This window comes from Streptomyces sp. NPDC050287, from assembly GCF_044459385.1.
GTDB lineage: Bacteria > Actinomycetota > Actinomycetes > Streptomycetales > Streptomycetaceae > Streptomyces.
Window position 1 is genome coordinate 47,343 of the sequence record NZ_JBITIY010000013.1, and the last position, 18,017, is coordinate 65,359.

Here is an 18,017-nt window from a genome sequence, read left to right on the forward strand (position 1 = left end):
CAGCAACCACCTGGAAGGACAGCCACATGGCGCAGTACGCGATCCTCATCTACGCGAAGACCCACGTCGACGAGGCCGAGGTCGTTCCCGGGGCGCGGGAGGCCCATGACCGCCACTTCCAGGACATGGTGCAGGCCGGCGCCCTGGTCGCGGCTTTCGCGCTGCAGCCCGCCGCAGACACAGCAACCTCGATCCGCGGCGACGTGATCACGGACGGCCCGTTCGTCGACGCCAAGGAGGTCATCGCCGGGTTCGCCATCATCGAGGCGCCCGACCTGGACGCCGCTTTGAAGATCGCTCGGGCCAATCCCGCCACCCAGCAGGGCGGCGGTGTCGAGGTGCGGCCTGTCCAAGGCGGCTTCATCGCGGAGGGGCCCGCCGCGGCATGACGTCCCTGCCAGACGTCGAAACGGCGGTCGCGTACGCGCACCGTCGCGGGTGGGCCCTGGTGCTCGCCGCGACGTCGCGCGTCGCGCGCGACCTGGACCTGGCCGAGGAGTGCGTGCAGGAGGCGTATGCCGCGGCCCTGGTGAGCTGGGCACGTGAGGGGATCCCGAACAATCCGGAGGCGCGGACAGGCTGAGCTGCCGGATCGGCTGCGTGCGGTGCTCGGCGTGATCCATCTGCTGTTCACCGCCGGGCACACCGCGCCGTCCGGCGCATCGCTGGTGCGTAGCGACCTGGTGGACCAGTCGCTGCGGCTGGTCCGGACGCTGCGGGAGCTGATGCCCGACGAGGGGGAGGTGCGGGGGCTGCTCGCCCTGCTGCTGGTCACCGACGCCCGGCGTGCCACCCGGGTCGACGCCGACGGTCGCCTGCAACGTCTGGAGGACCAGGATCGATCGCTCTGGGACCGCTCGGCGATGGCCGAGGCGCACGACCTGATCGTGGACGGGCTGTGCGGCGGGCGGCCGGGCCGCTATGTCCTGCAGGCGGCGATCGCCTCGCTCTACGCCGAGGCACCGTCCTACGACCAGACGGACTGGCCGCAGATCGTGACCCTGTACGACGAGCTGCTGTCGGTGTGGCCCTCGCCGGTGGTGGCGCTGAACCGTACGGTGGCGGTGTCGATGGTCTCCGGGCCGGCGCAGGCGCTGGCAGAGGTTGCGGCGTTGGAGAAGGACGGCCGGCTCACGAGATACCACTACCTGCCGGCGATCAAGGCGGACCTGCTGCAGCGGCTGGGCCGCTGGGAGGAGGCCTCGATCGCCTACCGCCACGCGCTGGAGTTGGCCGGGAACGAGGCCGAGCGAGAGTTCCTGGCCGAACGTCTCGCCGGTCCGCACCGGGCACAGGTACGCCGGAAGGCGCCCACGCACGCCACTGCTCCGTTGACTGCACTATCTGGTTGATCTGCTGGCGATCAGTTGGCACAGGGCCGCCGCGACAGGCAGAGTGGACCTGGGCATGCCCATACTGTCCCGGCACCGCCCCGGCCACGGCGCATGACTTCCGCAGTTTCAGCGGCCGTTCCTGGAGCGCGGATCAGGACCCGGTACTCCATTGGCAGTGCGATGTGGTGGGCCGGTTCAGTCATCAAGGAACCGAGTGCCGTAGCCGGCCGACGTTGGTCAGCGCTGTTCCTGATCCGTTTATGCCCGTAGCCCCAGGCCGATTACCCGCTGTTCTGTTCTGGGCCCCGGTCACCGCCCTTGCCGGAACATGACGGCCACAGTGGTCCGTAGCCTCTGGACGACGGTCCGGGCAGGTGGCTGATCGGCCACCGCGCCGCCATCACCACCGCGTTCACCGCGGTCACGACCGCCCTACTTCGGGCGGACTCCGTCCAGGAGGTTGTTCACGAGCGCGACGACGAAGTCGTCGGTGACAGGTTCGTCGGGGATGAGCAGTCGGTGGTAGACGGCGCCCCAGAGCTGGTCGACGAGGACCTGCACGTCGATGCCGGTGCGGATCTGGCCGAGTTCCTGAGCCCGGCGGAGGCGTTCCGCCGCCAGCCGGCGCCGGTGCGAGGAGTACAGCTTCCGGTAGGCGGTCGCCAGGTCCTCGTCGGTCTGTGACTCGCCGATCAGCTCGGTCAGTATGCGCCCGCCTGGGGTGTGGGTCATCACGTGGGCGAAGGCACGAAGTTGGGTGAGCAGGTCGGCGCGGATGTCTCCGGTGTCGGGGAAGGCGAGCGTTTCCTCGACGGCGTGGAAGTAGCCGTCCAGGGCGAGTGCTCCTTTGGAGGGCCACCATTTGTAGAGGGTGGTCTTGCTGACGCCCGATGCCCGGGCGATGCGTTCGAAGGTGAGGTCGGCGATGCCTTCGGTGAGGAGCAGGTCGCCTGCGGTGCGCAGGACGTCTGCTCGGACCTCGTCCGCGGGCCGGCGCCCTCGTCCGCGACCGGTGCCTTCCTTGGCAGTGGGGCCGTTCGCCTTGTTCGCCACGTGTGCTCCTGATCGGTTGCCGGGGGTCAGGTCAGTTTCCGTTGCGGCCGGTGTCACGGGGTGATCCGCAGGCTCGCGATCAGCCCGTCGCGCAGGCGGAAGGTCATGGGGCCGGTGCCGTTGTGGCCGTTGCCGGTCACGGTCAGGGTCGCGACGTAGGTGTCGGGGGACGAGCCGGGCTGGATCGCATCCAGGTCGAAGTGTGCCTGGACGCCGGTGTTGTCGGTGCGGTCCCAGGCGCGCACGCCGTCGCGGCCGTGGTACGCGCGGCCCCAGTCGTTGAGGTCGGCGTCGTGGGTGAACGCGGCGGCGAACGCCTCGGCGTCGCCGCGGTTGGTCGCCTCGATGAACGTCTGGATGGCGGCCGGGGTTTCGATGGTGGTCATGGTGATTGCCTCGGTGGTGAGGGGAGTCGGGACGGGGGGAAGGCTGACGTCCCTCGCCCGTCCCGGGCCCGGGGTATCAGCGCTGGACGGTGAGCAGGTCGGCGAGGTCGATGCGGGTGAGGAATTCACGGCGGATGCGGTCGGCGACCTCGGAGACCTCCTCGGATCCGTCGTCGGCGGGGTCGATGTGCACGCGGAAGGGGCGCTCTCCGGCGGGCAGGGCGACGATACGGGCGATCTCGTCGGAGACCAGCGACGCGGACGCGCCCTCCGGGGCGAGAGCGGCGAGCTTGGCCGCCACCTGATCCATCAGGCCGGCGTACCTGGTCTCGTACTCGGCCTCGACGGTGGTGTCGTCGGGGCGGCCGGAGTGGGCGAAGTGGTTGGTGCCGCTCGTGAACGAGCCGGGAACGACGATCGAGGTCTCCACGCCCCAGCGGGCGAGTTCGCCGGCGTAGGACACCGCGAGGGAGTCCATGCCCGCCTTGGCCGCGAAGTAGGGGGCGAGGTAGGGCGGGGTGCCGCCCTTGACGCTCGTGCTGGACACCCAGACCACCAGGCCCTGTCCACGCCGGCGCATGCCCGGCAGCGCGGCGCGGTTGACGCGCTGGGTGGACAGCACGTTCACGTTGTAGAGCTCGGCGAGCTGGTCGGGGGTGAACGCCTCGGCCGGCCCGGTCACCATGTGCCCGGCGTTGTGGATCAGCACGTCGATGCGACCGTGCTCGGCCCCGATCCGTGCGATGGCGGTGTCGACCGAGTCCTGGGAATTCACATCGAGCTCGATGGAGCGCAGGTCGACCTTGTGCTCGTGGGCGTAGTCGGCGGCGGCCTGGACCTGGGGCGCGTTGCGGCCGGTGGTCTGGCGCATGCCGGCGTAGACCGTGTGGCCGGCGTCGGCCAGGACGCGGGCGGTCAGAGCCCCGAAGCCGCTCGAGGCGCCGGTGATGACGATGACGTTGCCGGTGGTGGACATGGACGTGGTTCCTTTCAGCAGTGATGGCGGGGGCGGGTCTTCTGCGTGTGCGGCAGGGGTCAGGCGAGGCCGCCGTTGGCGTAGAGGACCTGTCCGTTGACCCAGCGCGCGGGGCCGGCGAGGAACGAGACGACCTCGGCGATGTCCTCGGGCCGGCCCAGCCGCTCGAGCGGGGTCGCCTGGGCGAACTTCGCGATCGTGGCGTCGTCCTTGCCGTCCAGGAACAGCGGTGTGGCGGTGGGGCCGGGCGCGACGGCGTTGACGGTGATGTCCCGGCCGCGCAGCTCACGGGCCAGGGTGAGGGTCAGGCCCTCGACGGCGGCCTTGCTGGCGACGTAGGCGCCGTAGGCCGGCAGCTGGGTGCGGACCACCGAGGTCGAGAAGTTGACGATCGCGCCACCCGGGCGCACGTGGCGCGCCGCCTGCTGAGAGACGACGAAGGTGCCGCGGATGTTCGTGCGGTGCATCCGGTCCAGGTCGGCGAGGTCGAACGTCGCGATCGGGCCCAGGATCATGATGCCGGCGGTGTTCACGACCACGTCGACTCCGCCGAAGTCCGCCTCGACCGCTTCGAACGCCGCGCTCATCGCGCTCTCGTCGGCGACATCGCCTCCCACTGCCAGGGCCCGGCCGCCGGCCGCGGTGATCGCGGACACGGTTTCCTCGGCCCTGGCCTTGTTGCCCGCGTACTGCACGGCGACCGCGAAACCGTCCTGGGCGAGCCGCTCGGCCACGGCACGGCCGATGCCGCCCGAGCCGCCGGTGATCAACGCGACGCGGTTGGTGACTGGGGTACTCATGGTGTTCTCCTTCCGAACCATCAAATGAACGCTACGTACATATAAGCTCGTAATGAACGCGGCGTCCATATGTGTGGGCAAGATTTTTCCGAACGATCGAAGACGAACACCCCTTCACCGCCCGCCGAAGCTTCGCCGACAGGCAAGCCCTGGTTCCCGGTTCGGTGTCGGGGGCGGCGAGATTCAGTGGTTGCCGGTCTGGCGGTGTGGTGTTCCGGCGCTGGTCAAAGGGTTGAGGGGCTGACGCTGCTGGAAGGCGAGAGACCCCTCTCAGCGGCCGCCAGTCCACTGCCCCTGCTGCGCGCAGTCAGGTACACGCGGCACCCGGCCTCTCGGCCAGGCGCTCTGACGCCGGGCTGGTCAGAGCTTCAAGATCCCCCCAGGGGCTCTTCTCATGACTGGGCCACAAAGCCACCATGTCCGCCGTGTCGGGATACTCATCCCAGGTCCGGCCATCGAGCAGGCGACCGCCAGCCTTCGGGGTCAGCCCACCGACCTGCTTGGAGAGCAGGGCCACCCGAAGATCGACACACTGGTCTCGAATATCGCGAACCCAGGCCAAGTCCAGCGCTCGGTGAGCCGGGCCGCTCTCGCCGCCGACAATCACCCAGTCGATCCGCGACAGCTCCAGGGAGGGCACTGGCCCAAGCAGCGGCTCCAGCGACAGAAACCGGACAGCCGCAGGGATGCCCCGCAGCTCATCAGCCCGCCAGCAGTACTCATCCGACTCGATCGACGTGCCGATCCAGACATTGGGAAGCGGCCAGAAACTCAAGGCGTTCCAGTTGGCCACACGCTTACGCACGTCCTCGCGCACGGGCCTGGCCAGCGGAACAGCTTCGTCCTCTGACAACCGGTCCGCTGGTCCGCAGATCACCGTCACGCTGGTACTTCGCCTGCCCCATCGCCTTGAGCCGCTTCGCCAAAGTCAACGCGTAGCAGTGGTCGTAGCCCGGCGAGATACGGTCGCACCCAGTCGTCGGGTTCCAGGTAACCTCGGTCCACTCGATGGCCGTCCCGGTGCTCACCGCGCACCACCGACAGCGGCCGCGACCTCAGACTTGGTGCAGAGAAGTCGGTGGTGCACGGCTTCTACGCCTTCCACCTGCACTTCGGCCGGGGACCTGTCGTCAATCCGGTGCCGGACAGCAGATCCCGCCGACGGGCCTTGGCGCACGTGTCGCCGATCGAGCCCGCCAGGCCGCATCGGCGGGCGCGGCTGCGGCCGAAGGTCCCGGCCCGGCAGCCGCGGGCGATCCCCGATTCGCAGTGGGAGGAGTTGTTCGCCGCGATGCGCTGTGTCCGTGACCGGGCCCTGCTGGCGTGCTACGTCTCCTCCGGTGCCCGCGCCTCGGAGCTGCTGGGTGTCCAGCTCGGAGACGTCGAATGGACCAGGGGCCAGCTGTGGGTGATCTCCAAGGGGACCCGGCTGCGGCAGGCGGTCCCCGTCTCCCCGGAGGCCCTGACCTACCTGGCCGGCTACCTCGAGGAAGCGGGCCTGCCCGCAGGTGGCGATCCCGTCTGGCGCACCCGGCGAGGCGAGCCGAGGCCGTTGAGCTACTGGGCGGCGCGACGGATCCTCCAGCGTGCCGACGAGCAGCTGGGCACGAACTGGACGCTGCACGATCTTCGGCATACCGCGGCGACCCGGATGGCGCGTGACCCGGCGCTGACGCTGGTGGAGGTGCAGACCATCCTGCGGCACGCACATCTCAGCACCACGGCCCTCTACACGGCAGTGCGCCTGGACGACCTGCTCGATCAGCTCGCCGAGCACTACCGGCGGCCGACAGAGCCGGCCCGGTGGTCAGCGACGTACGACGCCGACGACATTGCGGCGGTCTTCGGTGACCGATAGCGCCGTCGGGCCGAACATGCGCCCACACCTGACCTCGAACCGGATCCACCGCCATGCCGCCGAGCCCGCCACCTCGCTGCCGGACGGGCATCTCACCCAGATCGCGCCGGAGCCGCCGCCAGTCCCGGACCGGCCGCCACGTCCGCTCGGGGAGCTGTCGTCCGCCCCGATCGACCAGATCGTCGCGCTCGTCGCCGAGGAGTTCACCTACGTCAACCGCAACGCCCAGGCCGACTACAAGCACGGTATGCGCCGCCTGCTGCAGCAGCTGGCCGCCGAGCCGGGGCAGACCTGGCAGGAACGATGGGAGGCGGCCGGCCTGAACCAGCCCGGCCGGGCCGTCGCCGACCTCGCCGACGGCGACCCCAAGTGGCGCAGTCGGCTCACCCGGGCTGCCGGGATCACCTTCGCCATGCGGCTGATCCAGCCGACCGAGGACGCCTTTCGGGCGACCAGCCCTCCGCAGTACACCGAGAAGTTCCTCGCCCTCAGCCGTGATCCGCTTCTGGAGGAGTTCTGCACCCGGCTGCAGCGGCACCCGGTCAGCGCCGACGGACGCAAGAGCGCGATCCGGCATCTGTCCCGGGCCCTGACCGTCTACGGGATCGGCCTGGCCTACCTGACCCCGGGCGCTCTGGTGCACTATGCCAACGCCCATCCCGGATGCGGGATCACCGGTGCCTGGCCGCTGTTGCGGGACATGGGTGTACTGCCGGCCTGGGTCCCGCGGACCTTGCAGGACGCCAGGGTTCGCGGCCGTCAGTCCGTCGATGACCTGGTCGACCGCCACCAGCTGCGTAACCGCGAGGTCCGTGACCTACTGGTCGACTACATCCGCCGCCGCGCCGTCGAGGTTGACTACGGCACGCTGGACAACCTGGTGCGCAACCTGGCCCGCTACTTCTGGAAGATCGTCGAAGAGATCAACCCGGACCAGGCCGACCTGCGGCTGAGCGAAGAGATCGTCCAAGCCTGGAAGGAACGGCTGCTCGTCCGCCAGGACGGCACGCCCCGTCAGCACATCGACGGCCCGTTCCTGGCCGTCCGCGCTTTCTACCTGGACCTGCAGACTTGGTCGGCGGCCGAGCCCGAACGCTGGGGACGCTGGGTGGCTCCCTGCCCGATCCGGGACACCGATCTGCGCTGGTTCCACATCCGCCGGCGCCGCCTGCAGGAGCGGATGGCCAACCGCACCCGCGAACGTCAGCCGCTGCTGGCGATCCTCTCCGAGCACGTCACCACCGAATGGCACCGCCTGCGCACCCTGCTGGACGCGGCGAAACAAGCCCGACTCGGCGAGCAGTTCACCGTCGACGCGCGGCTACGTGGCCGTCTTCGATGAGGAGGTCATCGCCCACTACTCCGAATTCCTCGACCGCCGACGGACCAAGCGGCCCCCGACGGAGTACCGCCGACCCACTGGCGAGGAGTGGAGTGACTTCCAGGAGCACTTCGACAAGCGCAAGGTCGAACTCGGATCCTGCGGACGCCCTTACGGCACGCCCTGCGCGCACGAGCACGCCTGCATTCGATGCCCGATGCTGTCGATCAACCCCAAGATGCTGCCGCGGCTCGACGAGCTGGAGGCCGACCTGCTGGCCCGCCGCCAACGCGCGATCGACGAAGGCTGGCGCGGTGAGGTCGAAGGACTCGACCTCACCCTGAGGTTCCTGCGCAGCAAACGCGCCCAGGCCCACCGAGCCGCCGCCACAGCCGGCGTGGACCTGGGCATGCCCACACGGTCCCGGCACCGCTCCGGCCACGGCGCATGACCTCCGCGGCCCTGCTGCACGCGGTGTTGAGGCGGGCATGCTCAGCCGTCCCGGCGATTTGGTACCGGGGCCAGCCGCTGCTTCCAGGTGCACGATCTTGCGGATCTGCGGCTGAGTGGTTTGGGCGGGACTGCGGTGCGGCCGTGGGGACCGGTCGCTCCGGTGGTCGTGGCCGTGCCGAGGTCGCGTTGTCGAGTGCCGTTCGCGGCGTCAGGCCCCACCTCGTGGATGTCGGGCCGCGTTCCTGAACTGGATCGGGCTCTGTCCGGTTCGGGACTGGAAGTACTTGTTGAAGTTGGTGGCACTGCTGAAGCCGAGGTGTGCGGCGATGCGGGCGGCGGTCTCGTCGCTGTGGGCCAGGCGGCGCTTGGCTTCCAGCATGACTCGTTCGTCGATGAACTCCTTGGCGTTGGTGCCGACCGCTGATGCGGTTGCCCTCCTCAGCGTGCGCGGGGAGTAGCCCAGGGCTCTCGCGTAGTCAGCGACCTGATGGGTCTTGGTGAAGTCACGCTCGACTGCCTCGCGGAATCGGCGGAAGGTCTCGCTGTCTTCCGTAGGGCCGGGAAGCCCACCCGGCCGGTCGGCCAGCCGGAGCACCAGCACGGACAGCAGATGCCGCAGGATGGCGATGTGCACGTCGAGCGGACTCGTGCCGACGGCACCGTACTCGTGACAGAGGTGCTCGATCGCCAGATCGACGGCATGGTCGTCGACGGCGTCGTACAGCACCGGACCACCCGGCGTCTCCAAGCGCGCCGCGACCATCGGATCGAGGAAGTCGCTCTCGAAAAGCACGAGATGCCCCTCGACCTTGCGCAGGTCTCCCCACCTGTGGACCTGCCCCGGACGGACCCACAACCAGCTCCCGGGGGTCGCCTCGTAGGTGGTGAAGTCGACCTCCTGCCTCAGCGTCCCGCTGACCGCGGCGATGAGGTGGTGGAAATCGGGGCGTTGCGGTGTCGTGAACCTGACGGCCCCACGCCGCCGGAACTCGGCCAGTGACATCACCTCGACGCCGGCCGGAGTTCCGACGCCCGCGTCGAAGTCCACCCTCAGGATGCCGGTGCTCTGTCCGAAATTCACCATCACGAGACCAGAATCTACCGCAGCACCGACCGAATTTTGGCCCAATGTTGATGCCAGAACCACAAGCCGCCCACCAGGCCACAAGCACGAGGGAATGACGAACATGAGCGACAACAAGACCACCGTCCTCACCGCGGTCAAGGAGCTTTTCGGCGACAAGGACGTGACCGCCGTCGACCGGTGGGTCGCCGCCGACTACCGCCAGCACAGCTCGGCCGCGCCCGACGGCCCCGAAGGCCTGCGGGGGCTGATCGAGTCCCTCAGCGGCGACGTCCGTCACGAGGTCGCCCGGGTCATCGCCGAGGGCGACCTGGTCGCGGTCCACGGCGTCTACTACGGCTTCGGTCCGGACCCGCTGGTCGCCCTCGACCTGTTCCGCGTCGCCGACGGCAAGCTCGCCGAGCACTGGGACGCGCTCACCCCCCAGGCCACCAAGACTGTCTCGGGCCGCACGCAGGTCGACGGCCCGGCAGAGGTCACCGACCTCGACAAGACCGAGGCCAACCGCGCCTTGGTCCTCGGGTTCGTCGAGAACATCCTCAAGGGTGGTGACTTCTCCGTGGTGACCGACTTCATCTCCACCGAGCAGTACGACCAGCACCACCCGGAGGTCGCTGACGGGCTTGCCGGGCTCGGCGCCGCCTTTGCCGCGTGGACCGAGCAGGGCAAGAAGATCGCCTACGGGACGACTCACCGGGTGATCGCCGAGGGCAACTTCGTGTTGGTGGTCACCGAGGGCGTGTTCGATGTGCCGGTCGCGTACTGGGACCTGTTCCGGGTCGCCGACGGCAAGATCGTCGAGCACTGGGACATCGTCGCCCCCATCCCGGACACCCTGCCGCACGACAACGGCCTGTTCTGATCGCCGGACCAGAAAGGCGATGACGCGCAGGGCACACCCCCATTTGCCGGAAAGGCAATCGAGCTCAGCGCCGACCACGGCTCAGCTTCGCAAAAGCTGATGAGTAGCGGTTTTCTACCCCAAGGATGTCGAGGACGTGGTGGCTGGTGACGCGTCGGTCCTCGAGACCGCCGTGATCGGCGCCCGCGCCGAGAAATGGGGAGAAGTCGTCGTCGGCTATGTGCAGCCACGACCAAGTCTGACAGTCGACCCGACGGCGTTAGAAGCACTCGCCGAGCGGAGCCTCAGCGGCTACACGCAGCCGACCTCGTGCCGCTGCGCCAGCCGCCGCTTGGACGCCATCCGCTTACCGATCACGGGGCCGGCCTGGCCGGACAGGTTTCCTGATCGGGTGATCGTGCAAGGGCCGGCGCATGACAGCAGGGCCTCTTGGTAGCTCGGGGGTGCAAACCAAACCGATCCCCAGGCTGTCCTGTTGCCGCAGCCTCTCGTGCCCGTGTGCGTGGAGTCCAACTCTCCGTCCCTGTCGTGTGACTGCCTCGCGTACAGGTCGGCAACGGGCGGACCGGCCGGACTGCACCCCGTCCCATGCCTCCGACATGACGGAGGCGGAGTGGCAGGTCATCCGGGTCGTGCTGCCAGTTCCTGCCTGCTTGGAAGGGCGGGGCGGCCGACCCAAGGGCTTCTGCCGCAGGCAGATGATCGACGCGGTCCGCTATGTGGCCGACAACGGCGCCAAGTGGGCCAACTGCCCTCAGACGAGACAATGTTGTGCATTTTCTTGAGGGCTGCAAGAAACAAGCCCAACATTCCTCGGCCTCTTCGTTCAGTGCACTGAGTATCAGCCCGTGTCCCTTTCCGCAGCCGCTCTCAAGGAGCTGTTCCATGTCTGCAAGCATCCGTCCTCGCGTCGGCCGCACCCGCCTGCGTATCGCCCTGGCCGCGTTGGCATCCGTCGCCCTCGTCTCCATTCCGTTGTCGGCCGCCGAGGCGGACACGCCAGCCACCACCCACCTCACCGGCACCCTCTCCGACGACGCCACCTGGGTCGCGGACGTACCCGACCACTGGAACGGCACGTTGCTGCTGTTCAGCCACGGCTTCGGCACCCTCACCGCCCAGGACGCCCCCACCGACGCCGTACGCACCGAACTGCTCGCCGAGGGCTACGCGATGGCCGGGTCGTCGTACGACCCCAACGGCTCGTTGTGGGCCCTGAACAGCGCCGAACGCGACCAGTTCGCCACACTCGACGCCGTCACCTCGCAGATCGGCACCCCACGCCGCACGCTGGCCATCGGCAATTCGATGGGCGGGCTCATCAACGCGCAGATCGCCCGGGACGGCGGCGGGCGCATCGACGGCGCGCTCGACCAGTGCGGCCTGGTCGCGGGCGGCACCGACCTGGACAACTACCAGCTCGACGCCGAACACACCATCGCCCAGCTGCTCCTGCCCGGGCAGGACGTCAAGCTGGTCCGCTTCGGCTCCGCCGACGAGGCGACCGCCACCGCCACCCTGCTCACCAAGGCGGTCACCGCCGCCCAGGCCACACCGCAGGGCCGGGCCCGGATCGCGCTGGCCGCCGCCTACCTCAACCTGCCCGGCTGGTCGCCCGGAAAGGACCGGCCCGCCGCGACCGACTGGGCGGGGCAGGAGGCACAGCAGTACGACTGGTTCACGCAGGGCCTCCTGACCTTCCTCGAGATCCCCCGGTACGCCATGGAGCAGTCCGTCGGCGGCAACAACTCCTGGAACCAAGGCGTGGACTACGCCGGCCTGTTCGCCAATTCCCCACACGCACCCCAGGTCCACGCCCTCTACCAGGCGGCCGGCCTCGACCTGCGGGCCGACCTGAGCGCGCTGACCAAGGGCGCCACCATCACCGCCGATCCCGCCGCCGTCCGCAGAGCGCAGCAGACGTCCTCCGCCGGCCAAGGACTCGACGTACCCCTGCTCGACATCCACACCACCGGCGACAACCTGGTTCCGGTGGAGCAGGAGAACCGCTTCGCCGCCCGTGTGCGCGCCTCCGGCGACGGTGCGTTGCTGCGGCAGGCGTTCGTCGAGCGACAGGGCCACTGCACGTTCACCACCGCAGAGACCGTGGCCGCCCTGCACGCGCTCGAACACCGCGTCAGCACCGGCCGTTGGGACAACGTCGCGACTCCGGCCGCGCTCCAGCGGTCGGCCACCGCGCTCGGTCTGGACGGCGCGGCGTATGTCCCGTACTACCCGGCCCAATTGTCCGTCGGCCGCGACGACCACCCGGCGCGCCCCACCCGCCACTGACATAAGATCGCTCAGTCGTTCACGGCATCTCGAACGCCGATCGGCTAGGGCCTGTCGTTTGGATCAGGCCGGCTGTGAGGTGCGGTGCGTTTCGGCCTACCCGAGCGGGGCCTGGTGCGTGCAGCTGCAAGGCGGAGGAGGGAGTCGACGCGGAGCGTCGGCGAGTGACGACAACGCGGCAGATGTGCGTGCCAGGCCCCGCGACGCCGGGATGATCCAAACGACGGGCCCTAGGAGCGTGGGTCAGGGTTGTGACTGAGCACGCCAACTAGCGTATTCAGTCACAGTAACCGGCAACCCGCGTGTGTCTGGTGATCACGCATGCGGGCCGACCGACACCCCCTCACCCAGCGCATCCGAGAAACCCTGGACAGCCGGGCACCTCACCGCACCTGCCGAACATGTCGTCGCGACTGGCAGCGTGAGCTTCACAGGCCAGCCAGGAGGGAGCGGCGTAACGGCGGGCCACCTCTGAGCAAGGGGCCCGCGGGCTATCAGCGTTCCGATACTCCGAGGGCCTCACGCACCCATCACGTCCGCCGTGGCGGGATACTCATCCCAGGTCCGGCCATCGAGCAGGCGGCCGGCAGCCTTCGGGGTCACCCCGCCGACCTGCTTGAAGAACAGAGCCACCTGAAGATCGACACACCGATCTCGAATGTCACGGACCCAGGCCAAGTCCAGCGGACGGTGAGCCGGGCCACTCTCACCACCGACAATCACCCAGTCGATCCGCGACAGCTCCAGGGAGGGCACTGGCCCAAGCAGCGGCTCCAGCGACAGAAACCGGACAGCCGCAGGGATGCCCCGCAGCTCATCAGCCCGCCAGCAGTACTCATCCGACTCGATCGACGTGCCGATCCAGACATTGGGCAGCGGCCAGAAACTCAAGGCGTTCCAGTTGGCCACACGCTTGCGCACGTCCTCGCGCACAGGCCTGGCCAGCGGAACAGCATCGTCCTCTGACAACCGTTCCATCTCGGTCCAGACCGCGTCCACGAACTTTTGCGATGCCAGTAGACGACGCAGACGCCGGGGCCTCTTGGTGAGTACCTGGAACTGGTGCTGCGGCGCCAGCGCCATCGTCGCGAAGGTCCTGGCCACAAACTCCGTGGGGACATGGGCATGGCCGATGTCGCTCATGGAGTTCACGAAGACCTTCCGCGGCCGACGCCACCGCAGCGGCTCGAACAAGGCCTTCTCGTGCACCGTGACCCCAAAACCGGGTCCGCTGGTCCGCAGATCACCGTCACGCTGGTACTTCGCCTGGCCCATTGCCTTGAGCCGCTTCGCCAAAGTCAGCGCATAGCAGTGGTCGCAGCCTGGCGAGATGCGATCGCACCCGGTTGTCGGATTCCAGGTGACCTCGGTCCACTCGATAGCCGTTCCGGTGCTCACCACGCACCACCCACAGCGACCGCGATCTTCAGCTTGGTGCAGAGAAGCTTGAAGAAGCACGGCACGTCAGCCGCGGCGCACTGATCAGGCAGGGATGGACGACCGCGGGCGGCATCCCGGATTCCCGCAGCGGCGAGGGCACACCCGCTTTTCGTCTTCGCTCGCAAATCCTCGACGGGCCGCCGGAGTTCCGGGACTGGTGCTGCGTGGAAGCGGGGCGGGCCGGGCGGCAACCCGCCCATCCAGGTCGTCAGCCGTGCTGCCGCCCCGTCAAAGAGGCGAGTCCGTCCACCAGGCCCTGACGGAACGCCGACCGCTGTTTCTCCGGCATGTCGAGCAGCAACCGGTCCTCCAGCTTCTGCACCGCCGGCGCGCACTCCGCCAGCAGTTCTTCCCCCTTCTGCGTCAGCCGGGCCCCCATGATCCGCCGGTTGCCCGGGGCGTGGGCGCGCTCGATCAGGCCGCGCTCCTCCAGCGCGCGCACGATCTCGTGCATCGTCTGGGGTCTGACGAAGGAGCGGCGGGCCAACTGGGCGGAGGAGAGCTCGCCTCGGTGCTGGAGCACGGTCAGGGCCGTGTACTGGAACGTCGTGAGCCCGTACGGTCGCAGGGCCTCATCCATGAAGGAGCGGATGGCCAGTTCGAGTTGCTTGACGAGATAGATCGTCAGCGGGCCCTTGTGGCCCTCGGGGCCCGGATCGGGATCCGCACCTTCAGCCGGGTCCGGATCCCGGTCGGCTGCCTCCGCCATCGTTCGCACCTCTTGGTCGGTCGTCGGGGAGTCGGGCGAGGCCGTCGTCGAGGTCAGACGGCCGGTGTCTTCACCCGGTAGCCGACAGGCAGCAGTTCCAGGTCACGTCGGCGAGCCACGGTACCCCACAGCCCATGGGGCATCCACAGCGTCATCACGATGGCGAGGGCGCCGAGCCCGATCAGGTACCAGGTGCCTCCGCTGTCGCCGAACCAGTCCTGCACCAGGAAGAACACGATCGCCCCGATGATCGGTCCCTCGAAGGTGCCGAGGCCGCCGATGACCACCATGAAGATCATGTATGCGGACCAGTGGACCCCGAAGATGGAGTCCGGCTGCACGCGCAGGGTGCTGGTGAGGGTGAGGCCACCGGCGGCGGCACCGCCCACCGCCGCCAGGACGAAGACCAGCCGCTTCGCCGAGGTGACCCGTACCCCGACGGAGGCCGCGCCCACCGGGTCGTCGCGGATCGCCTCCAGCGAGGCCCCCAGCCTGCTGCGCAGCAGCACGAACACGGCCAGCAGCAGCACACTCATCAGCGCCAGGGCGAGCCAGTACACCTGGGCCTGCCGTACCGCCGGATCGGTGGCCGACAGATCGGTGAGCGAGCGGCCGGAACCGCCGCCCAGCGAAGGCGTGTTCACCACGACCAGGCGGAAGAACTCCGCGATCGCCCACATGCCGATGGCGAACTGCCCACCGGTCAGCCGGAACGCGAGCAGCGAGGTGGGTACGGCGACGGCACCCGCGAGCAGGGCCGCCAGGACGACCGCGAGAAAGGGGCTGACGCCTCGGTCGACGAGGAGGAACACTCCGTACGCCCCGAGGCCGATGAAGCCCTGCTGGCCGACGGAGACCAGACCGGCGTAGCCCGCCAGCGCGTTCCACATGGCCGCGAGGATGACGAGGACGAACAGGGTCGTCAGCTTCGCGGTCGCCTCGGGTGTGAAGACGAAGGGCGCGAACGCCAGGGCGAGCAGCAGGGCGGCCAGGGCACTGGACGCCGTCCGGGAGACGGGGGTCCACCGGTGGATGGTGACGGTGGTGGCGGCGGGCGCCACCGGTGACGCGGTGGTCATGTGCGGCTCCTTCTCATGCCGAGCATTCCCTGCGGACGGAAGGCCAGGACCGCGAGGAACACCACGTGTCCGGCGACGATGGAGAAGCGCGGATCCACCTGCGCGCCGACCGTCTGGGCGACGCCGAGGACCATCCCGCCGACGAGCGTCCCCCACAGCGAACCGAGCCCCCCGATCACGACGACCTCGAAGGCGAACAGCAGCTGCGTCGGCCCCGTGGACGGGCTGAAAGACGACCGCATCGCGAAGAACGCTCCCGCCAGGCCGGCGGTGGCGACGGCGATGGCGGCGGCCCAGGAGTACACCCGGCGGCTGTCGATCCCGACCAGCTCGGCGGTGTCCGCGTCGGCGGCGGTGGCGCGGATCGCCCGGCCGACGCCCGTACGGGCCAGCAGCAACTGCAGCCCGCCGAGCAGCGAGATGGCCACCGCCACGGTGAGCAGGCCGAGGTACGGGATGCTCACCGACGACCCGAGCTGGAGACCGGACGTGGACAGCGAACCGACGTCCAGCGAGCGGGAGTCGGCGCTGAAGATCTCCAGCAGTACGTTCTGCAGCACGATGGCGAGACCGAAGGTGGCCAGCATCGACGACATCTCGCCGGTGCGCAGGGCCCTGCTGAGGATGCCCCGCTGCAACGCCACGCCGGCCAGGCCCATCACGGGCAGGACCAGCAGTACCGCGAAGAACGGGCTGATGCCGACGGCGGCGGCCAGCACCGCGACCAGGAACGCGCCGAGGACAGAGAGGTCGCCGTGACTCAGGTTGACGGTCCGCATCACGCCGAACATCAGGGAGAGGCCGCAGGCGAAGAGCGCGTAGAGGCCGCCGAGCATGACGCCCTGCACGACGGCGTTGATCCAGTTCATGCCGGCTCCTCCCGTACGGTCGCGGCCGCGGCGCGGCTGAGCCCGAAGTACGCCTCGACGACCTGTTCGCGGGTGACCGCGTCCGCGGCTTCGTCCAGGACGACGCGGCCTTCGAGCATGCACAGCACGCGCCGGGCCACCCCCAGGGCGCGGCCGAGGTCCTGCTCCACCAGCAGCACCGTCGTGCCGCCGGAGAGGATCGTGCCGAGCGAGTCGTAGAGGGTGTCGACCACGATGGGCGCGAGGCCCAGCGAGACCTCGTCGAGCAGCAGCAGCCGGGGGTTGGTCATCAGCGCCCGGCCGATGGCCACGGCCTGCTGCTCGCCGCCCGACAGGTTGCCGGCGCGCCGCTTCAGCAGCCCGTCGAGCAGCGGGAAGGCGGCCACGACGGCTGCCAGGTCCCACCGTCCGGGGCGCCGCACCCGGGAGGCGACCAGCAGGTTCTCCTCCACGGTGAGGTCGGCGAAGAGCCGCCGCCCCTCCGGGACCAGCGCGATCCCGGCCGCGACACGGTCGTGGGCGCGGCGGGCCGTCACATCCACACCGTCCAGGCCGATACGGCCCTCGGCCGGCCGGTGTGCTCCGGCGACCGCCCGCATGAGGGTCGACTTTCCGGCACCGTTGGCCCCGACCACCGCCACGACCTCGCCCTCGTCCACGGCGAAGGAGACGTCGCGGACGGCGCGCAGCAGACCGTGCCGTACTTCGAGGTTCTCGACCGACAGCAGACTCATGCCGCGCTCCCGAGGTAGGCCTCGACGACCCGGGGGTCGGACATGACGGCGTCCGGTTCGCCCTCGGCCAGAACCCGGCCCTGCGCGAGACAGACCAGCCGGTCGATCACCCGCAGAAGCGCGTGGATGACGTGCTCGATCCAGACGATGGCGATACCGTCGGCGCGCAACTGCCGGATGGTGACGATGAGTTCGTCCGTCTCCGCGTCGGTGAGGCCACCCGCGATCTCGTCCAGCAACAGCACCTGCGGATCGGTCGCCAGCGCCCGCGCCATCTCCAGCCGCTTGCGCTCCAGCAGGGTGAGTGCGGCCGCGGGCCGGTTGGCCTGGCCGAGCATGCCGCAGCGCTCGAGTACGCCGAGTGCGTGCTGTTGCGCGGCCCGGCGCCGGTGCGAGCCGCCCTGCACCGAGGCGACCAGCACGTTCTCGTAGGCCGTCATGCCGGTGAAGGGGCGCGGCACCTGGTGGGAGCGCCCGATGCCGCTGCGGCAGCGGCGGTCGACCTTCCAGCGGGTCACGTCCTGACCCTGGAAGGTGACGCTGCCCTCGGAGGGGGCCTGGGCCCCGGAGAGGATGTCGAGCAGGGTCGTCTTTCCGGCGCCGTTCGGGCCGACGATGCCCAGGGCCTCGCCGGGGGCGAGCGCGATGTCGATGCCTTCGAGGACGACCAGGCTGCCGAAGCGCCGGTGAATGCCGTTCGCCGCGAGTACCGGCGGGGCGGGGACGGCTGCCGGGGCAGCCGCCCCTGTCTCCGCCGTGCCGGTCAC

General features: G+C 69.4%; 23 protein-coding genes. 10 read left to right on the forward strand and 13 right to left on the reverse strand.

Annotated elements, in window-relative coordinates:
- Window positions 1-26: 26 nt before the first annotated feature.
- The 3 genes from ACIBK3_RS35505 to ACIBK3_RS35515 are packed head-to-tail and all read left to right on the forward strand — an operon-like array spanning window position 27 to window position 1,352.
- Window positions 27-389 (forward strand): YciI family protein, encoded by a 363-nt coding sequence (locus tag ACIBK3_RS35505; protein WP_399371758.1) that lies wholly within the window; start codon window positions 27-29, stop codon window positions 387-389.
- Complete coding sequence (locus tag ACIBK3_RS35510) at window positions 386-583, forward strand: hypothetical protein (RefSeq protein WP_399371760.1); 198 nt, start codon at window positions 386-388, stop codon at window positions 581-583. The genes ACIBK3_RS35505 and ACIBK3_RS35510 overlap by 4 nt, the downstream gene beginning before the upstream one ends.
- 31 nt (window positions 584-614) lie before the next feature.
- Entirely contained in the window at window positions 615-1,352 is a 738-nt protein-coding gene (locus ACIBK3_RS35515) for an RNA polymerase sigma factor (protein WP_399371762.1), read from the forward strand.
- 414 nt (window positions 1,353-1,766) lie between these two features.
- Here ACIBK3_RS35515 and ACIBK3_RS35520 read toward each other — a convergent pair whose 3' ends face one another.
- The 6 genes from ACIBK3_RS35520 to ACIBK3_RS35545 form a co-directional block, all read right to left on the reverse strand.
- On the reverse strand, window positions 1,767-2,387 hold the full coding sequence (locus ACIBK3_RS35520) for a TetR/AcrR family transcriptional regulator (RefSeq protein ID WP_399371764.1): 621 nt from the start codon (window positions 2,385-2,387) through the stop codon (window positions 1,767-1,769).
- Between the two features lie 53 nt (window positions 2,388-2,440).
- Window positions 2,441-2,773, reverse strand: a complete 333-nt coding sequence (locus tag ACIBK3_RS35525) for a nuclear transport factor 2 family protein (RefSeq protein WP_399371766.1) — start codon at window positions 2,771-2,773, stop codon at window positions 2,441-2,443.
- Window positions 2,774-2,849: 76 nt separating this feature from the next.
- Window positions 2,850-3,749, reverse strand: a complete 900-nt coding sequence (locus ACIBK3_RS35530; protein ID WP_399371768.1) for an SDR family oxidoreductase — start codon at window positions 3,747-3,749, stop codon at window positions 2,850-2,852.
- A 59-nt stretch (window positions 3,750-3,808) separates the two neighbouring features.
- Window positions 3,809-4,549: an SDR family oxidoreductase gene (locus ACIBK3_RS35535; RefSeq protein ID WP_399371770.1), complete on the reverse strand. Its 741-nt coding sequence runs from the start codon at window positions 4,547-4,549 to the stop codon at window positions 3,809-3,811.
- 307 nt (window positions 4,550-4,856) lie between these two features.
- Window positions 4,857-5,432 carry a DUF5131 family protein gene (locus ACIBK3_RS35540; protein WP_399371772.1) on the reverse strand — a complete coding sequence of 192 codons (576 nt, stop codon included), beginning with the start codon at window positions 5,430-5,432 and terminating at the stop codon, window positions 4,857-4,859.
- On the reverse strand, window positions 5,347-5,577 hold the full coding sequence (locus tag ACIBK3_RS35545; RefSeq protein ID WP_399371774.1) for a DUF5131 family protein: 231 nt from the start codon (window positions 5,575-5,577) through the stop codon (window positions 5,347-5,349). Before ACIBK3_RS35545 ends, ACIBK3_RS35540 begins: the two co-directional genes overlap by 86 nt.
- 53 nt (window positions 5,578-5,630) lie before the next feature.
- Between ACIBK3_RS35545 and ACIBK3_RS35550 the strand changes: the two genes are divergently transcribed.
- From ACIBK3_RS35550 to ACIBK3_RS35560, 3 genes are read left to right on the forward strand one after another with little or no spacing between them, the layout of a single operon-like run.
- Window positions 5,631-6,407, forward strand: a complete 777-nt coding sequence (locus ACIBK3_RS35550) for a tyrosine-type recombinase/integrase (RefSeq protein WP_399371776.1) — start codon at window positions 5,631-5,633, stop codon at window positions 6,405-6,407.
- A gap of 16 nt (window positions 6,408-6,423) precedes the next feature.
- The gene (locus tag ACIBK3_RS35555; protein ID WP_399371778.1) at window positions 6,424-7,749 is read left to right on the forward strand and encodes a hypothetical protein; all 1,326 of its coding nucleotides are present in this window, start codon (window positions 6,424-6,426) and stop codon (window positions 7,747-7,749) included.
- Window positions 7,733-8,179 (forward strand): hypothetical protein, encoded by a 447-nt coding sequence (locus ACIBK3_RS35560; protein ID WP_399371779.1) that lies wholly within the window; start codon window positions 7,733-7,735, stop codon window positions 8,177-8,179. Before ACIBK3_RS35555 ends, ACIBK3_RS35560 begins: the two co-directional genes overlap by 17 nt.
- A gap of 210 nt (window positions 8,180-8,389) precedes the next feature.
- On the opposite strand, the gene ACIBK3_RS35565 is transcribed toward ACIBK3_RS35560, so the two are convergent.
- Window positions 8,390-9,370: a helix-turn-helix domain-containing protein gene (locus tag ACIBK3_RS35565; RefSeq protein ID WP_399372013.1), complete on the reverse strand. Its 981-nt coding sequence runs from the start codon at window positions 9,368-9,370 to the stop codon at window positions 8,390-8,392.
- On the opposite strand from ACIBK3_RS35565, the gene ACIBK3_RS35570 reads away from it, so the two are divergent.
- From ACIBK3_RS35570 to ACIBK3_RS35585, 4 genes are all read left to right on the forward strand, one after another.
- Entirely contained in the window at window positions 9,369-10,127 is a 759-nt protein-coding gene (locus ACIBK3_RS35570; protein WP_399371780.1) for a nuclear transport factor 2 family protein, read from the forward strand. The two genes, ACIBK3_RS35565 and ACIBK3_RS35570, sit on opposite strands and share 2 nt — an antisense overlap.
- Before the next feature lie 139 nt (window positions 10,128-10,266).
- A complete protein-coding gene (locus tag ACIBK3_RS35575; protein ID WP_399372015.1) occupies window positions 10,267-10,563 on the forward strand; it encodes a hypothetical protein in 297 nt (98 codons plus the stop codon).
- A gap of 163 nt (window positions 10,564-10,726) precedes the next feature.
- Window positions 10,727-10,912, forward strand: a complete 186-nt coding sequence (locus ACIBK3_RS35580; RefSeq protein WP_399371781.1) for a transposase — start codon at window positions 10,727-10,729, stop codon at window positions 10,910-10,912.
- 100 nt (window positions 10,913-11,012) lie between these two features.
- Window positions 11,013-12,419 (forward strand): alpha/beta hydrolase, encoded by a 1,407-nt coding sequence (locus tag ACIBK3_RS35585; protein ID WP_399371782.1) that lies wholly within the window; start codon window positions 11,013-11,015, stop codon window positions 12,417-12,419.
- Window positions 12,420-12,938: 519 nt separating this feature from the next.
- On the opposite strand, the gene ACIBK3_RS35590 is transcribed toward ACIBK3_RS35585, so the two are convergent.
- The 6 genes from ACIBK3_RS35590 to ACIBK3_RS35615 form a co-directional block, all read right to left on the reverse strand.
- A complete protein-coding gene (locus ACIBK3_RS35590; protein WP_399371783.1) occupies window positions 12,939-13,817 on the reverse strand; it encodes a DUF5131 family protein in 879 nt (292 codons plus the stop codon).
- A 250-nt stretch (window positions 13,818-14,067) separates the two neighbouring features.
- The gene (locus ACIBK3_RS35595) at window positions 14,068-14,568 is read right to left on the reverse strand and encodes a MarR family winged helix-turn-helix transcriptional regulator (RefSeq protein WP_399371784.1); all 501 of its coding nucleotides are present in this window, start codon (window positions 14,566-14,568) and stop codon (window positions 14,068-14,070) included.
- 53 nt (window positions 14,569-14,621) lie between these two features.
- Window positions 14,622-15,647, reverse strand: coding sequence for a branched-chain amino acid ABC transporter permease (locus tag ACIBK3_RS35600; protein WP_399371785.1), 1,026 nt, complete (start codon window positions 15,645-15,647; stop codon window positions 14,622-14,624).
- A complete protein-coding gene (locus ACIBK3_RS35605; RefSeq protein WP_399371786.1) occupies window positions 15,644-16,516 on the reverse strand; it encodes a branched-chain amino acid ABC transporter permease in 873 nt (290 codons plus the stop codon). The genes ACIBK3_RS35600 and ACIBK3_RS35605 overlap by 4 nt, the downstream gene beginning before the upstream one ends.
- On the reverse strand, window positions 16,513-17,250 hold the full coding sequence (locus tag ACIBK3_RS35610) for an ABC transporter ATP-binding protein (protein ID WP_399371787.1): 738 nt from the start codon (window positions 17,248-17,250) through the stop codon (window positions 16,513-16,515). The genes ACIBK3_RS35605 and ACIBK3_RS35610 overlap by 4 nt, the downstream gene beginning before the upstream one ends.
- Complete coding sequence (locus tag ACIBK3_RS35615) at window positions 17,247-18,017, reverse strand: ABC transporter ATP-binding protein (RefSeq protein ID WP_399371789.1); 771 nt, start codon at window positions 18,015-18,017, stop codon at window positions 17,247-17,249. Before ACIBK3_RS35615 ends, ACIBK3_RS35610 begins: the two co-directional genes overlap by 4 nt.

Coding starts and splice junctions, on each gene's coding strand:
- ACIBK3_RS35505 (WP_399371758.1), top strand. CDS start 27: ATGGCGCAGTACGCGATCCTCATCTACGCGAAGACCCACGTCGACGAG.
- ACIBK3_RS35510 (WP_399371760.1), top strand. CDS start 386: ATGACGTCCCTGCCAGACGTCGAAACGGCGGTCGCGTACGCGCACCGT.
- ACIBK3_RS35525 (WP_399371766.1), bottom strand. CDS start 2,773: ATGACCACCATCGAAACCCCGGCCGCCATCCAGACGTTCATCGAGGCG.
- ACIBK3_RS35530 (WP_399371768.1), bottom strand. CDS start 3,749: ATGTCCACCACCGGCAACGTCATCGTCATCACCGGCGCCTCGAGCGGC.
- ACIBK3_RS35535 (WP_399371770.1), bottom strand. CDS start 4,549: ATGAGTACCCCAGTCACCAACCGCGTCGCGTTGATCACCGGCGGCTCG.
- ACIBK3_RS35555 (WP_399371778.1), top strand. CDS start 6,424: ATGCGCCCACACCTGACCTCGAACCGGATCCACCGCCATGCCGCCGAG.
- ACIBK3_RS35570 (WP_399371780.1), top strand. CDS start 9,369: ATGAGCGACAACAAGACCACCGTCCTCACCGCGGTCAAGGAGCTTTTC.
- ACIBK3_RS35565 (WP_399372013.1), bottom strand. CDS start 9,370: ATGTTCGTCATTCCCTCGTGCTTGTGGCCTGGTGGGCGGCTTGTGGTT.
- ACIBK3_RS35580 (WP_399371781.1), top strand. CDS start 10,727: ATGACGGAGGCGGAGTGGCAGGTCATCCGGGTCGTGCTGCCAGTTCCT.
- ACIBK3_RS35585 (WP_399371782.1), top strand. CDS start 11,013: ATGTCTGCAAGCATCCGTCCTCGCGTCGGCCGCACCCGCCTGCGTATC.
- ACIBK3_RS35595 (WP_399371784.1), bottom strand. CDS start 14,568: ATGGCGGAGGCAGCCGACCGGGATCCGGACCCGGCTGAAGGTGCGGAT.
- ACIBK3_RS35600 (WP_399371785.1), bottom strand. CDS start 15,647: ATGACCACCGCGTCACCGGTGGCGCCCGCCGCCACCACCGTCACCATC.
- ACIBK3_RS35605 (WP_399371786.1), bottom strand. CDS start 16,516: ATGAACTGGATCAACGCCGTCGTGCAGGGCGTCATGCTCGGCGGCCTC.
- ACIBK3_RS35610 (WP_399371787.1), bottom strand. CDS start 17,250: ATGAGTCTGCTGTCGGTCGAGAACCTCGAAGTACGGCACGGTCTGCTG.